Origin of the sequence: Gilliamella sp. B3801 (assembly GCF_026536645.1) — a bacterium.
GTDB classification, from domain to species: domain Bacteria; phylum Pseudomonadota; class Gammaproteobacteria; order Enterobacterales; family Orbaceae; genus Gilliamella; species Gilliamella apicola_I.
Genome location: NZ_JAFNNR010000004.1, coordinates 59,193 through 75,757 on the forward strand (window position 1 = coordinate 59,193; position 16,565 = coordinate 75,757).

11 protein-coding genes are annotated in these 16,565 nt (G+C 37.3%); 2 read left to right on the plus strand and 9 right to left on the minus strand.

The features are described from left to right. Positions 1-3: 3 nt before the first annotated feature. The 6 genes from J3U14_RS04350 to gss all read right to left on the minus strand — a co-directional run bounded on the left by J3U14_RS04350 (position 4) and on the right by gss (position 12,289). Positions 4-1,977: a vWA domain-containing protein gene (locus tag J3U14_RS04350; RefSeq protein ID WP_267350395.1), complete on the minus strand. Its 1,974-nt coding sequence runs from the start codon at positions 1,975-1,977 to the stop codon at positions 4-6. A gap of 12 nt (positions 1,978-1,989) precedes the next feature. Further along, positions 1,990-3,030 (minus strand): hypothetical protein, encoded by a 1,041-nt coding sequence (locus tag J3U14_RS04355; RefSeq protein ID WP_267350393.1) that lies wholly within the window; start codon positions 3,028-3,030, stop codon positions 1,990-1,992. Between the two features lie 42 nt (positions 3,031-3,072). Next, entirely contained in the window at positions 3,073-5,760 is a 2,688-nt protein-coding gene (locus tag J3U14_RS04360) for a putative virulence factor (protein WP_267350391.1), read from the minus strand. Beyond that, positions 5,757-8,783, minus strand: coding sequence for a virulence factor SrfB (locus J3U14_RS04365; RefSeq protein ID WP_267350389.1), 3,027 nt, complete (start codon positions 8,781-8,783; stop codon positions 5,757-5,759). The genes J3U14_RS04360 and J3U14_RS04365 overlap by 4 nt, the downstream gene beginning before the upstream one ends. 8 nt (positions 8,784-8,791) lie before the next feature. Then, on the minus strand, positions 8,792-10,264 hold the full coding sequence (locus J3U14_RS04370; protein WP_267350387.1) for an SrfA family protein: 1,473 nt from the start codon (positions 10,262-10,264) through the stop codon (positions 8,792-8,794). 150 nt (positions 10,265-10,414) lie between these two features. Continuing rightward, complete coding sequence (gss, locus tag J3U14_RS04375; RefSeq protein WP_267350385.1) at positions 10,415-12,289, minus strand: bifunctional glutathionylspermidine amidase/synthase; 1,875 nt, start codon at positions 12,287-12,289, stop codon at positions 10,415-10,417. Positions 12,290-12,487: 198 nt separating this feature from the next. Between gss and ybeD the strand changes: the two genes are divergently transcribed. Both ybeD and J3U14_RS04385 read left to right on the plus strand, forming a co-directional pair. Continuing rightward, positions 12,488-12,757, plus strand: a complete 270-nt coding sequence (ybeD, locus tag J3U14_RS04380) for a DUF493 family protein YbeD (RefSeq protein ID WP_065558632.1) — start codon at positions 12,488-12,490, stop codon at positions 12,755-12,757. Between the two features lie 63 nt (positions 12,758-12,820). After that, on the plus strand, positions 12,821-14,098 hold the full coding sequence (locus J3U14_RS04385) for a bifunctional O-acetylhomoserine aminocarboxypropyltransferase/cysteine synthase (RefSeq protein ID WP_267350383.1): 1,278 nt from the start codon (positions 12,821-12,823) through the stop codon (positions 14,096-14,098). Positions 14,099-14,155: 57 nt separating this feature from the next. Here J3U14_RS04385 and adk read toward each other — a convergent pair whose 3' ends face one another. The 3 genes from adk to der are packed head-to-tail and all read right to left on the minus strand — an operon-like array spanning position 14,156 to position 16,562. Continuing rightward, positions 14,156-14,800 carry an adenylate kinase gene (adk, locus tag J3U14_RS04390; protein ID WP_267350381.1) on the minus strand — a complete coding sequence of 215 codons (645 nt, stop codon included), beginning with the start codon at positions 14,798-14,800 and terminating at the stop codon, positions 14,156-14,158. 37 nt (positions 14,801-14,837) lie between these two features. After that, a complete protein-coding gene (locus J3U14_RS04395; protein ID WP_267350379.1) occupies positions 14,838-15,089 on the minus strand; it encodes a zinc-ribbon domain-containing protein in 252 nt (83 codons plus the stop codon). Between the two features lie 3 nt (positions 15,090-15,092). Next, positions 15,093-16,562 carry a ribosome biogenesis GTPase Der gene (der, locus tag J3U14_RS04400; RefSeq protein ID WP_267350377.1) on the minus strand — a complete coding sequence of 490 codons (1,470 nt, stop codon included), beginning with the start codon at positions 16,560-16,562 and terminating at the stop codon, positions 15,093-15,095. Between the last annotated feature and the right edge of the window lie 3 nt (positions 16,563-16,565).

A 16,565-nucleotide genomic window follows, 5' to 3' on the forward strand; every position in this document is an offset into this window, starting at 1 on the left:
TGTTTACGGTAACATCTCTAAAGGAATAGGATAAACATTTTCACGAGGATCACTACCTTCCGCTAATGAAATCCAACGATCAACATCCGCATTACATTTCTGATAATAACGAATTTTACTATTTAAATTACGAATAAATTTTTCTTGCTCAAGACCACTCATACTTTTCCACGTCTCTTGATCCAACCCCGTTACATCGCTTTTATAAGGGATATTATCCAAATATTCCCCAAGTAACCCCAAATCGGCAATTTTTGTGACTGCGTTCGATTTTAATTTACTTGGGTCTTGCCCCATAGCAGCAGCAACCGATCGTAGCTGCGAAAACATATCATCGGCAGAAATTAATCCATCATTTGCTGCATTGGCGATTTTACTAACAATATCGCTTAAATCACTTAATTGAGATTTAGTTAATAAGATTCGAGGTTCAGCTGTTGGAATAGTGGGTTTAATAAAATCTTTATCAGCAATCCACGCTTTGAAGACCGAAGGCGCTTTAGACCCATTAGTTTCACCTAAATAAGCCAACTGCATAGCTTTACCCAGTAATAATGCATCATTTAACATATCGGCATTACTATCTTTAGCATTAATCGCATTACCTATTGACGCTTCACCTTTATAAGCAAGTTTCACTTGCTCGGCTAAGGCTTTGGCTAAAGAGTCAACTTTTTGACCAAACTCATTCACATTACCGGCATTAACAGGGTAGTAAAGTGATTTATGAATAAAATCATTGTACGTTAAATCAGAATACTGCGTCGCAGCAATTTGGTGATCTTTTTCGCCACTTGCCGTTTTTAAATGTAGTGCATAAATCGCAACCCCTTTATGCTGTGCTTCAAGCCTTAATTGCGCAGCATCCATACCGGTGCTTGAAAGTTTATCATCCCCCGGAATTGCACTTGCATCCGTAATAAGAATCATATAACGCGCACCAAAACTGTTCCAATTAATATCATTCAACGCTTGTGCAACCCCCGCAAATGAATCTTCGGCAAAATAAGCCGTTGATACCGAGGCTTGTTTAAGTGATGCACTGAGTTTTTTAAAATCTTCACGATTTTTTACTTGGTTTGGATCGGCAAAAACTTTTGTGACAAATTCAAGTTTATCGGATGCGGTTAAACTTGATCGAAATGACACCAAGCCAAATTTAACTTGATCTTGTAACTTCTCTTTTTCAATATGCTGATAAACGCGTTCAACGGCCTCTTTGGTTCTTGAAATATACGGATCCATGGAAATCGTTGAGTCTATCACAAACACAATTGCAGCTTTAAAAGGAGCGACTTGATTAGTACTATCATCTGTTTTTTGAGTGGTAGTGGATGACTTAACGTTCTGAGTTGTTGCCACTAATTTATCTTGTTTACTGACAGAGGCGACTTCTAATATACGCTCATAAAACCCTTGTCCATTCATGACCTCTTCACCTTGTAAAATAGGTAATAAATAGAAGTTATTTTTAAAATCAACAAATTCCGCCGGCTCTTGAGCGATAACTTTTGGCGAAGTTTGGTTAACGTTTAATGCCTCACGAATGGGTTTTAATAATGTTTCTGGATGTTCAGAATCAACAATTGCCGTGAGTGAATCTTTATCTTTAAAAAATAGCAAAGGATCACGTTCAACCGGATTAGTAAAAACCAAGGTCATTTGCATATTCCATTCAATTGCGCATGAGCCATTAATCCAACCTACCGTTTTTCCATAGGAATCAGGCCCAACACTTAACCATTCTTGGTTATTTTGATTTTTACGTTCATAAACATAATAGCGAGAAAATGCAGGAACTTGCTGTCCTGTAACCTCGCTAATATCTTTTTTTAACTCACACGTTGGCGTACTTAGTACGCGTTGATACAGTGTTGTTTTACCTTGCTGTTTAAGCGGTTCATTGGCAAAACTTATCAAGGGTAAACAAGTTAAGCTCAATACAAACATAATTTTTGAGATAGCTAAATTTTCCATTTTTGTTCCTACCTACTTTTGTAGCTCAGCTAACCGTGCTTTTACGTCTTTATTATCGGGATCATTATTCAATGCGGTTTCGTACCAATAAATAGCCGTTTCTTTATCAGCTTCAAAACAGCTATTAGCTTGATAATACTTTTCGTCATATTCTTTGGCATACAAAATGGCAATGGTTGAATTTACTTGTGATTGATTAGCATATAACCGCTGAGCAATATTACATTTTTTTGCTTTTTTAGCATCATTGATCAACTGAATAATCATTGGAGTCAGTGGTTTAGTTTGCAAACATTTTTGAATAAAAGTGAGATCATCATCACCTACTTGACTTAAACTACATTGACCTAACATAGCCGGTTCAGCGTCTTTAGCTTGTTGATTTTGGAAGAATAGAAAATACCAAATTGCGATACCCATAACAATTACCAGTAAAATAGCAATGATCAAGCCGAATATTAAACCTGATTTTCTTTTTTGTTTAATCGGTTGTGTCAACGTCTCATCCGTTACAGTTTCAGATGTGGGTACGGATGTAACGACTTCCTCAACGACGGGTTCAACAGGTTCTTCGATAATTTGTTCTTCGATTTCAGGCTCGTAAATGGTTTGTGTTTCGCCATCCATTTTTTCGTCATCGGGGATTACATCTACACACTCCTCAGGTTCAAGATGCGTATCAGACGTAGTAGTAACCGTGTTTAATGCAGCTGACGTCATCACACCATCAGCTATGTTAATGACGCCTCGGTCACTGTAATTTTCGTTTTGCTTATCACGAATCTGTACCAAAAATCGTGCAGTACTTTCTTGAGTTAATAACGAATCAACCAGCCATTCACCAACAAGCCCGGTTAACTGTTCATGTTCGACAGTCATATCAGCCAACGTATGCCAACTTTTTTCTGGACTCCATTGATTTAATCCAGACAAATAATAACTATCCTGATTACGTTGAATCAATATTTCAATATCAGCACTACCATTCCATTTATATGCCAAAAATTTAGCTATACCTGGTTTATAACCATTTAATTCGATTCTTAATGCCATAATGTCCTCTATCCTGTCACTTCACTTTGTTATTGCATTAATTTACAAGAAATCATCCAATTTAATTTGTGATTGTTTAAAACATGCCAAAATCTCACCCAGACGACTATTTTGTTCCTGACTTATTTCCCGTCCGGCATGATGTCCGACATTTTCTTGTGCAAGCGTAGCAAAAGCTATAAACCAATCAAATATCGCAAATTGAGAATAATTTTTAGTATTATTATCCAATTTTGGCAACTGGTGAGATGATTGCATAACAAACTCATTTAACGGTGATGCAAATATACGCTTGCCATGATTAACACGACTCATTGGAATGTTATCCACCTGACCTTCAATAAAACCTAACCACGCAATATAATCAGATAATTGAGTATGAATTGTACTTATCTGTCTTGATTCAAGATCATCACGTTTACTGCCAGTATTTTCGTTATTTAAGATTTTTTCAGTTAAATTTTGTTCAATCTTCAAACGATTGGCTCCTGTAATAAGCTCTTCAACAATAAAAGATAATGATTTTTGGCTTAAACCAAAAAACTGTAAAATATGCTGATCCAGCACGATATTTCTTAAGTGCTCTAACCAAGTTGTAAAAACACTCTTAGCAAATTTAGATTCAGTCGGCAAAGTCACTGCTGGCTTACTGGTTAAATTGCTATTCATGTCCGAAAAAAGGTCAAATTCAGTATTAAAGCCAAAATCATTGGATAAATTGCCGACTAAATTATCATCATTATCTTTAGCTATCTGGTTTTCTACATGGTTGGAATGATACAAAGCTCGAATTGTTTGATCCGGCAATTCTAAAGTTTTGAGTAATTCACCTAATAACAATGCTTTACCCTGCAACTCTTTCACCACATCTGCGATAACGTGTTTTTTCTTACCAAGTTCTTCATCACTACCAGCTTGGTACCACGTATCAAAACGCATATTTGTGATGTAATCAATTTTTTCATTTAATTGCTCAACAATACGTTGTTGTTTTACTTCAGTAATCGCTACTTTTTCTAAATATTGACTAATTCGACCTATACCGCCATCGTTAAGTTTAAGCATGGCATCCCACGCTTCATTTGGTTGAGATACATACTCTTGAACATCAACATTATCGATAAAAGTCTTTTTTAATACGTCCATTTTAGTCTGATAATTCTCATTATGAGACAGTTCTTGGCGTGTAGCAGGATCGACATTTAAAAACGGTACATCAAAACCAGGTTTACGAACCAAATAAACATTGTTGAATTTCTGATTATTTGACCAATTCATTAGCCAATCATAACTTCCAAAACGTTCTAAAATAGTTTGTTGTAATAATCCACCTTTACCCCAACTATTTTTAAGATTATCTTCCGACAAGGTCAACGATGTACATATCCGTTTATCAAACATGGTAATCGCCCATAACAAGCCAACTTCTTTGGTTGCTCGCTTTTCAGGTGTTTCACCTTGTGTTTTACCGATCCACCGTTCAAGCACCGGCCCAACATCATTCACATCAGATTGCTTATCAGAAGGTGTACAAACCACTAATACATTCATCTCTTGGCTATCGGTATATTTTTCAAATAAGTAGGCAACTTTACCCCGTAATAATAGTTGAGAAATGGGATTACCTTCTTTAACATCTGAAATCGAGATTAAATTCAAGCGTCCTCGATATCCCGGAAAATCAAGCAAATCAACTTTTTCAAATGTTGAAACTCGCGTTTTGTTCACTAATGGAAAGATTAATTCCGCTGTTAAAAAAGCCAGTTGCGCCAAAGATAAATCCGTTGGTTCACCGTTAATAGGCGTTATCGTAACCGATGAATCTTTATCGGTATTTAATCGCTCTAAGATGTCTACATTCATAATACTGTCAATTTGCGATTTAATACCATTTTGCTCTTTAATCAAAACAGTTAACGGCGCATACACAGTTTCAGCATGATGTAAACGAGATAACGTATTAGCAAGCTGAATATAGATTGTTGTTAGCTCTGCAATTCCACCCCATAATACCGCAAACAGCTCGCCTCGTTCAGAAACAGATAGATAAGGAAGTAAATGTACTGCTTTTTCCCAATATCCCCCTTTTAATCCTTCTAAAGCGTTGCCGAAATTTTCAGACAAATAATCGTAAAGTTCAACGATATCATCTTCCGATATACCGCCGACATAACTGGTTTGTTTTTTATTTTCCAACCGTTGGATTAACTGATTTAATTGTGAAAATTCAATTTTATTAGAGACTTTTTGCTGGTCAAAATCTTTAAAAAAAGCATTAATTAATATTTTGACAATTTCTATCTCTCTAAACAATTTTAACTCTAACGGATAGTTGGCAATTCCACCCTTAGCGGTTCGACTAAAACGCGTGACTAAACCTGTCGCTTCTTTACCACTTCCTACCGGATTGACATGATCGATAAAATCTAAAATTTGGTTATCGACAACCGTTTCAAGTTTGCCATTATCTCCTGCGGCAAGTGCCGAAATCAGGTATGATTTTCCTGCTTGAGAAAGTCCAAAAAAACCGACCGCAACCGATTTGGTAGAGACCTCACCTAATCGTTTAGCGCTATTACGCAAACGGCGTAAATCAAGAATTAAATTATCTGCTTCACTATTTAAACGTTTGGATGAATGACGTGTTTGATTAACCCATTCAATTGCTTCTGCTGATGCATAGTAAACGTGTTCCCAAGATTTAGGCAGTTGTTCATTTATGTTATTCATCGTTTTATCATTCCACTATCAAGCCAATATTGGGTACTGATTAAACCGGAGTTAACCATTGTATTTAAACTCAGTTTAACATCTTGGTTTTTATTGCAAGCTCGTCCATCAGATGCTTTTATGTCTTTAATATAAAAATTCTCGACCATTTTTTGCCTATTTTTAATACCTAAGGTCACTTCAAGTACCACGCCTTGAGCACTTAAACGCCGAGCAACATCGCCGTTTTCAATGGTCAAAATATAGATCGGAGAAGCCGGCCAGCGATCAACTTCAAGTTGTTTAAAACCTAGCCGTGTTGTACCTCGTATTTCAAAAGACAGATCAGGAAAATCATAATCCGGATCATCTAAATTTATATCTCGGTAATAGACATTTTCATTTTTAATCATGTTTAAATTATCCAACAATCCAATGTATTTGACTGTTGAATAAAGATCCATATTTGTTGATCTAAAATAGAAGTTAGGTAGCCTTAAATTCTTACTTAAGAAGCAAAGCATAGCGCCTACAGCAGCGGTGGTTTTAGGATCATCAATGCGTTCTTGTTTATGGAATGGATACCATCCGCCCGTATAATAACCATGGAGTGGCAAGATTCGCCCTGCAGGGATAGATAAACGAGATCGAAAATAACTTTGAATACCCGGTAAGCGTGAAGGGCGTCCAGTTAATAACAGCACATCACATTGATAACAACTGATGATTTCGGACAATGCGTCAAACGTTTTACAAATATTGTAATAATCACCACGTATAAACAGGTAATGAATTCGTTTGAGATTAATCTCAATATTCAAATTAAGTACTGAAAAGTCAGGATTATTTAATGCACGCTTGATTGGCTCATTAATAAAATTCAGCACACTATCAGTCATAACATGATGCTCTAATAATTCTTTAAAACTTGCGCTAAATACCTGCTGTTCACTATGTAAAGGATCGTAAAGTTCATACTCTTTCAAGATTCGCAAACCTATCGGCGTAAACAGTTGTAATGTCAGTTGTTGACGTAAAACCGCATCTTGAATAGAAAGTTGTTGTGAACCAATAATCGTTGACAAGATTGGGCTTGGATCAGCAAGTCCTGCCTGCTTTAAGCCGTTGGTTAACGAGGTTAAAACAATATCTTGAATAATATCAAGTAATATATCATCACCCGCTACTTTAAAACCATCACGAAAACGCTGACTTGGAACAATATAGGCATTACTACTGTTTTGTTGCCCGTTTGCACCATAATCTAAATGGTAATCGTTGATGACTAAATCGGTTGTACCCCCACCGATATCCACCGTCGCAATGGTAACTTTTTGCTTATTGGTTTTGTCAGGTCGAACAATTGAAGCAATAAATTCTTCACTACGTCCGTTAAAATTATTTTGTGTTTCATTGAAAAGATAAACAACTTGACCACAGGTTGCTTCATCCCATTGAATATAAACTTCCGGTATGTTTGGCCAAATATGTTTAAGTTCTTCCGGATGAGTAAAATCAATATTATGATCCGAATTATCCCAACCTAAACTTTTCCAAACAAGTCCAATAGCTTGATATACACAACTTTTAAATATCGCTTGCTCGGGTTTTGGCATAGCGGGCGGAATCGTTAAGATAATTGAACGTAAATTACGTGGCGTTTTAGCATGTTCAAGTTTATTACGTTGCGCAACGCTATTAATCTGCATCAAAGCATGCATCAATACTTCGCATAACATAAACGTCATGAGCGAACTACGTGAATATTTAGGGTGGAATACCGGTATTTTACGATCATATTCTTCTTGAATATTGTTATTAAGAATATGTAGGGCTTCACCATATTCATTAATTAAATTTGAAAAGGGCTCTGCCGTTGCAAAAGGTTCATGATCGCTTTTTACATAATAAGAGTTAAAACGCCAACCTTGTTCGTACTTATCTTGATCCCATAAATAACGTTTTGGACTTGAAAGCCCGGTTGCACCTTCGTTGCCTTCACGGCGACTAGCTAAGCGGCTTGCTTCTTTACCGACACGAACAATACTAGGCCAACGGAAGGTATCTCGTCGACCACTCTGTAGCGAAAAGTGTTCTTTACCAAAAAAGGTTTGTGCAAATTCAACTCGACTTTCAAATGGTTCGTTATAGATATATTCAGGTCTGGTTAGATCGCGTATCTCCAATTCATAGCGATGATTAAGACTGTCTTTATCTTGAACATGATCTTCAATCAAAATGCCACAAGTTCGTGAATTACCCACATCTAAAATCATATCGACAGGAATCGATTTCACAATATCATTTTTATTGTTAGAAACAATTTTAATGGTTGGTAGATTTAATGTTTCACCGAGCAAATTAATGATATTAAGATAGTGCCCATAATAAGCCTTATTATTCATTTCTTGCTGGATATCATCCTTATGCATCTTTAAGCGTTCAGGTTGCTGCGCTAATTCTTCAAACAGATCGATTAACCAACTGGAAATCCATTTGAGTTCTAAAAACCATGACACATGATCAGAGCGGTGCGCCAGACTAAAAATCGCACCTGTCATTACGTCATTTTCAGTTGGAGCAAGATAAGCAACATCATCCAAATTAGCAAAGATTTTAGTGTCAAACGCAAATGTTATACGATGCGTATTACCATCGGGATCTTCACCTTGAGGAATACTGACAATTCTTACTCTGCTCCAGTTATGAGGACCTTTATCAAATCGTTCTGGAGGAATCGACCGTAAAACAGGAATCGGTAACCAAACACCGTCATACAATTTTAGGGATTGATCGACACTAATTTCTTGTGTGGGGGTAACCGCAAAAGTGGGGTTGTCAGGACTAAAAAATTGACCATTTTCGACATCTTCTAGTAATCGAATCAATGCACCACTTTCGGACGGATCAATAAAGCACCCATTCGCTTTATTGCGCCATTGGCTGTCTTTCCAATCTATTTTAAGTGCAAAATCAAGAAACTGAATACCACTGTTCATGATAAGAGTCACTTCTTGACCATAATTGCGTAATTCTGGAAGCATATACTACCCTATTGTTTTTTCATCGTTAACGGGAACGATGTACCATTATTATAATTTCCCTTACAATCAGTTTGATTGTTACTGTTTGTTGAGCACTCTATTTTCGGTAATTGATATTTTGTATTATCGCTACAAAGCGCTTCAGTATTACTCTTTATACTTAAATTTGAGTTTTGAAAACCACTACCAACTTTACCGACACATTTCACACCATCACTACGTATTACCGTAACTTCACCATTTCCTTGATCAAAACTGTAGTTTAAACGTAATGGTTTACCCGTTGATTTATCTTGGATTCCACCGCCTACAGTCCATTGTCCATTAAGAAAATCCATAAAACCTTGCTTAATTGCATCTGGTGGTACACTTAAATTTTGGGATTGTGTAGCGTTATTGGTATCCATAGCTGCTGTGTTTTGATTCTGGTTTTCATTCTGATTAGTGTTATCAACATCAGAAGTCGTATCTGCATTATCAGGCGTTATGTCATGAATTGGTGGATTATCATCACCTGCACCATGACTATCGACAGGTAATGTGGTAGGCGTGTTGAGCGTATCAGTCACATCAATGTTACCTTCTGTAACAGTTGTACCAATTACGTCATTACGATTGTCAGTATTTAACACCGAATCATGATTTATGTTAGTACCCACCGATCTATGGATAACATTCACATCACGAATAGGATCCTCACCTTTTTTATCTTCTGGTTTTTTGTCCCGATCAGTCTCAACCGGTACATTCACCGCATTATCGACTGACAATGACGGTGTAATTGATGATTCAGGGTGATAAAAGCACCCTCGTAATAAAAACAGTAGTAATAATAACAATAATAGTGGCAACAGCATTAATAACCACATCCACCAACGTTTCCACCAAGGACGTTTAGACGTTATCGGGGGGTCAATTTGTTCAGTAACATAAGGTGCTGTGCTTTCTGATTGTTCTAAACATTTGAAAGGTGATTGGGTTAGTTGAGTTTGTGGATTAATAAATCCCCAAAAAGTAATAACAGGCTTGCCATTAACGATATAAATATATTCATTGCTTGGAAACCGAATCGCCATAAGATTCGGTTCTTGGCTGTCCTCACGGTGATTAGGATCATAAATTAGGCGACTAAATAGCAATTGATCGCCTTCAAGGTTTGGATTATTAGCTAATTGTTTGCCTAGCTCAACTACCTTTTGTTCAAATGCTGCCAACAATTGAAGCGCTGATTGTTGTTCTGATTCGCTGGCAGATGACCAAGGCACAATATCATATTGAGCCGAATCAAAAGGAATATACCAATCAACCCTATTTCCTTGATCATTACGTTGTGGAATGGCTAAATAGTCGGCATATTGTTTACCTATTTTTACTCTGAACATTTCACGAATTTGGGTTGCCACTAAGTAAGCAGCTTTACCGTCATGCCCAAGCATTTTAAAATCTTTAATATCACCAGTTCTAAGTAGTGTATTTGCCATACTGACCTTTCCATTCCATTATCATATGATATTTTTGTAATCTTTTAATTCTAACAGAAAAATCCAGCTGTTGTAATTGGTATCTATAGGATAAGTTAAGATTTTTTTACTTTATTTTTTACATACTGCAAAATTACCTTACCATAATCGTCATTTTAAAAACATATCATCAGTCAATACTCGTAATGGTTGCATATCACTATCTCCCCGAATGACTAAGGATGGATCAGAACGTAAACACGTTCCCCCATAATGTCCGCCGACAGTGAAAGTACAGATTTGCAAATAACGATCATCGACTTTCGGTAAACACCACAATTCTTGATAGATGTTTTCTTGTTTAGCAAATTTACCGACTGTTTTCCCCAAAATGGTTTCTTTGCTGCTGACTAATTGAATATCACTCCCCCGACGCCCTGCAATCGGCTTAACGGCATACCCCTTTTTCTCTAAACTTGTATTAAGTTCGAATGTAGACTCTAATAAATAACGATGATTAGGAAATAGAGACCACAGCACCGGTAAAATCGCTTTATTGCTTGGAATAACTGTCCATAAAGGTTCAAATACAGTGACTTCGGGACGTAAAAGAACGTCTATCAACCTTACCGCATTTTCTGGATGCCAAGTCCGGATTGGTAATCCGGCTATTTGGGCTTCACTTTCTTGACGAAGTTGTTCTAATACGGTTTCCCATGCCCATGTTTTCCAGACACAGGTTACTTGACGATCTTCATCATCAACTAATCGACCGCGTTTATCCCATTTTAAGCCGCTCAAACCTCGTAAAATTTTGCTCTTAAATCCTGCTTGTGTTAGGGCTTTTTGCATAAATAAAGCATGATAATTTTCTTCATTATCATTATCTTGCATAATATGGATAAAAGCTTGTGCATCGCTATGCTTCCAACAACTCGCTAATGCATTAAGCAACCCAGCACTAGGGTTTACGCCAACATTCAGCCCAGCTTGTATTGCCCAATTTTGTAGTATCTGTCCAGCTTCAGTATGACACGATGCCGAATCAGCATTATATTCATAAACTTTAAAGCCTCGTTCATCCATACAAAAATCTAGCCGACCGGTTATCATTTGATAACGTCGTTGTTGCCATGACAGTCGCAAACGAGGCCATAAAATTTCGGGGATATTAAAATTCATCAGCAAGTTATCATCTTTTAGTACTCTATCGGTTGCATGTAAATACATAAGATGTAACTCATTGGTCGCTCGAATAAGTTCTTGCTCGGCACTTTCAGAAATAGTGAAATATCGGTAGTGATCATCATGACTAATTGCATGCCCTGCCGCTTGGATATAAGCATTTTCTAAACTATCTTGCTCATTAAGCCAGTTAATATCAAATTGACCTTGATTTTCAATATGTTGACTATGAATAGCCAGTAAAGGCGCCGGTACGGTTGGTTGTGGTAGACTATATTGTGTATTTTCGGTTTGAATCATCCAACCTAATATGGTGGTATCGTCAAACGTATCATGTAACAAATAACCATCGTCGGTGACCGTCATCCTCAATTCACGAGTCCAATGTTGACCAATTGGTAATCGGGTATGAATAACATTTTGTTCAGCTATCCGAACTTTATCTTCAAAGACTTCGGTAATAATAGCAACATGACCCGTTCTATCGAAAACACCACCATCATCCCAAATAAGTAATGCGCCAGCTTCAGGTTTTTTCTTACCACCATTAGCAAAAGCTTGTAAAGGCAATATCGCTTCATTGATGACTTGTCTTAAGACACGAAGTGAAAAAATTTCATGAGCCATGCCGACATCTGTAAAAACAATACCATAATTAAGAAATAAAAAACGCCTTGCAAATTCAACGCATTGCCATTTATATCCCATGTATTCATGCCCGGAATAACTTCGAAAAGAGGCATCATCAGGGTATTGAGTTGGGTCTAATGTTTCATAATCAGAAGAGTAAATGGCAACGCCACCTGGGGCATAACCTAACAATGTACCAAAAGGTTCTCTATCATCGGAGTGTGCTAACATATTTTTCAACCTTTTTTATAATTTATAGGATAATGCTAACTAAGCTGTGATAAAATTAATCTATCATAGATCAATTTGAATACTTTAAGAAGCGAAGTTTATGCTTGATCACTTGAAGAACATCAAAGCGCCTATATATGACTGTTATTCCTGGTAGTAATACTCCAAACATACCGATTACGTGAGAAACATAAAATTATGCAACAGAAAACAAATTTAAAAGAATTATTAGATTTTCCTTGTTCTTTTACTTATAAAGTCATGGGAGAAGCTAAACCAGAACTGGTTGATAAAGTCGTGTCCGTTATCCAACGTCACGCACCGGGTGATTACAGTCCGTCAATCAAACCTAGCAGTAAAGGGAATTATCATTCTGTGTCGATTACTATTAATGCAACACACATTGATCAGATTGAAAATTTATATAAAGAATTAGGTGAAATAGATATTGTAAGAATGGTTTTATAACACTTTACTTTTTCTTCAATTTTTGTACAAAATAGAGCCTTGTTATTCCGACGAGGCTCAATCATGAAACCAGAAACCATTGCACTTCACACAGGTTATACCCCTGAACCCACTACTCATGCTGTTGCTGTTCCCATTTATCAAACAACCTCTTATGCTTTTGATGATACACAGCATGGCGCAGATTTATTTGATTTAAAAGTCGCTGGCAATATTTATACCCGTATTACCAACCCAACTAACGCCGTACTCGAAGCTCGAGTCGCTGCGCTTGAAGGTGGTATTGGTGCTTTAGCTGTTGCATCGGGCATGGCGGCTATCACTTATGCTATTCAAGCAATTACCTTTGCTGGCGAAAATATTGTTTCTGTTTCGCAATTATATGGCGGCACTTATAATTTATTTGCCCATACCTTACCTAATTTTGGTATTACAACCAAATTTGCACCTCATAATGATTTAGTGGCTATTGAACAGCAAATTGATGACAAAACCAAGGCCATATATTGCGAAAGTATTGGCAATCCTGCAGGTAATATTGTTGATTTAAGCCAACTTGCCGACATCGCACATCGACATGGTATTCCGTTAATTGTCGACAATACCGTCGCCAGTCCTGCACTTTGCCGACCATTTGAATTTGGTGCCGATATTGTCGTGCATTCATTAACTAAATATATTGGTGGGCATGGTAATAGTCTTGGAGGAATCATCGTTGATTCAGGACGGTTTCCATGGAAAAAATATGCGGATAGATATCCAATGCTTATTCAACCAGATCCATCTTATCATGGTGTCTCTTATACGGATACCTTTGGTGATGCGGCTTACATTGCACGTTGTCGAGTAATCCCTTTACGCAATATGGGCGCTGCACTATCGCCATTTAATACTTTTTTGATACTACAAGGGCTTGAAACCCTTTCTTTGCGCATGGAACGCCACTGTCAAAATGCACTCAACGTTGCAAAATATCTAATCTCACACCCACAAGTTGAATGGGTTAACTATGCTGGTCTTAATAATCATCCTGAACATGATTTAGCGGTAAAACAGATGGATAATCATTTACCTGCTGGCATTTTATCGTTTGGTATTAAAGGTGGAAAATCTGCAGGTGCTAAATTTATTGATGCACTAAAATTAATTATTCGTCTGGTCAATATAGGCGATACACGCTCATTAGCTTGTCACCCTGCATCAACTACGCATAGGCAACTTAATAATGAAGAACTGAAAAAGGCAGGAGTAAGCCAAGAAATGATTCGTTTGTCTATTGGGATAGAACATATTGATGATATTATTTCTGATTTAGCACAGGCATTAAAAGCGACACTATAATCAAATTCAAAAAGCCAGATAACAAATGTATAACTGGCTTTTTTAACAATCGATTAATTAATCTAAGATTTTAACAAGTTCGTTTGTCACATCAGATACAGATTGGGTACCATCAATGCGGTAGTATTTTGCACGACCTTCTTTCGCTTCATGTTGATAGTAATCAATTAAAGGTTTAGTTAATTGATGATATTCAACAAGGCGTTTACGGACTATCTCTTCATCATCATCTTTGCGAGTTGTTAAAGGTTCACCCGTAATATCGTCAACATTTTCTACTTTTGGTGGATTATGACGGACATGATAAACTCGTCCCGATGGCGCATGAATTCGGCGTCCACTCATTCGATCAATGATAACAGAATCAGGCACATCAAATTCAAGTATATAGTCAACATTAATACCTGCTGATTTCATAGCATCAGCTTGGGGTACAGTTCGAGGGAATCCGTCTAATAAAAACCCATTTGCACAATCATCTTGTGCAATACGTTCTTTCACTAATGCAATCACAAGTTCATCGGTAACAAGTTTACCGGCATCCATTAATTCTTTAGCCTGTTGACCAAGTGGCGTACCAGCTTTCACTGCTGCACGTAACATATCGCCGGTTGAAATTTGAGGAATACCATATTTTTTCATAATGAATTGTGCTTGAGTTCCTTTTCCCGCACCTGGTGCACCTAATAAAATAATACGCATGAAATAACCTCTTATGGTTTTTATATAGATAGATTTTCTATTCTGGTAAATATTGAAATATCACTTTACTGCTGGAGATTAATCCATCAGTTGGACAAATATAATTTATGGCACCACAGCCTTTGATCATTTGAGCAGGTTGATGACAAGTGGGGCATATATAGTGTTCGACAAAATGTTGTTTACAGTGAGCACAAACGTAATGCTGCGCAGACATAACATCCATTTTATGATGACATTTAGGGCACAAGCCTTCTTGACTTTGCCCTGCTATATTTTTTTTTGACATAAACTATTTACGACCTCTAACGTGTTTCATCAATCGACGTCGTTTACGTTGTTGTGATGCCGTTAAACTATTTTTTCGACCTTCAAAAGGATTCGCCCCTTCTTTAAATTGAATTCGAATCGGCGTTCCCATAATTTTTAATGAGCGTCTAAAATAGTTCATTAAATATCGTTTATAAGAATCGGGAAGATCTTCAACTTGATTTCCGTGAACCACCACAATAGGTGGATTGTAGCCTCCGGCATGGGCATATTTGAGTTTTACTCGACGTCCACGAACGAGAGGTGGTTGGTGATCATCTTGTGCCATTTGCATAATTTTGGTTAATAATGCAGTATTTACCCGACGGGTTGCACATTCATAAGCTTCTTGAATTGAATCGAATAAATTACCCACACCACTACCATGTAAAGCCGAAATAAAATGCAAACGGGCAAAATCAATAAAATCAAGTCGGTCATCTAGTGTTGCTTTAACTTGCTCTTTGATGTCTTGTGATAACCCATCCCATTTATTGACAGCAATAACAAGTGAACGCCCACTATTGATGATAAAGCCGAGTAATGATAAATCCTGATCTGAGATACCTTCTCTGGCATCAATCACCAATATGACAACATTTGCATCTTCAATCGCTTGTAATGTTTTAATCACTGAAAACTTTTCGACGGTTTGCGTTACCTTACCACGTTTACGCACCCCTGCCGTATCAATTAAAACATATTCTCGTTCGTCACGAGTCATTGGGATATAGATACTATCTCGAGTTGTACCTGGCATATCATAGACCACAACCCGTTCTTCACCTAAAATTCGGTTGGTTAGTGTTGACTTACCTACATTCGGACGCCCGACAATAGCCACTTTAATCGGTTGATTAATCAGTGATTCAACATCATCTTCGTCAACATCGTCATAAGATTCTGATAAATCTGGTGGCAATTGGTCTTCATTAAAGTCATCTTCATGGTGATCTTTAAATTGGAAAATAGGTTCCAACGCCGTTTCAATCAAAGAACTGACACCACGTCCATGACTTGCCGCTATGGGGTGGATATCGCCTAAACCTAATGAGTAAAAATCTGAGATAGCCGTATCAGCATCAATACCATCAATCTTATTGGCAACTAAAAAAGTGGCCTTTTGACGAGAACGCAAGTGTTTAGCTATCGCATGATCTGCCGGCATAGCACCCGCTCTTGCATCGACTAAAAACAGAACGATATCGGCTTCTTCGATAGCTTGTAAGGATTGGTCAGCCATAAAGCTTTCAACCCCTTCTTCGGTGCCATCAATACCACCCGTATCAATTACTATGTATTCATGGCCCTTGATTTCAGCTCGTCCATACTTACGATCACGGGTTAATCCAGGAAAATCTGCGACTAACGCATCACGTGTTCTTGTTAACCGATTAAATAAAGTTGATTTTCCAACATTTGGACGACCAACTAGTGCTACAACAGGTACCATGTT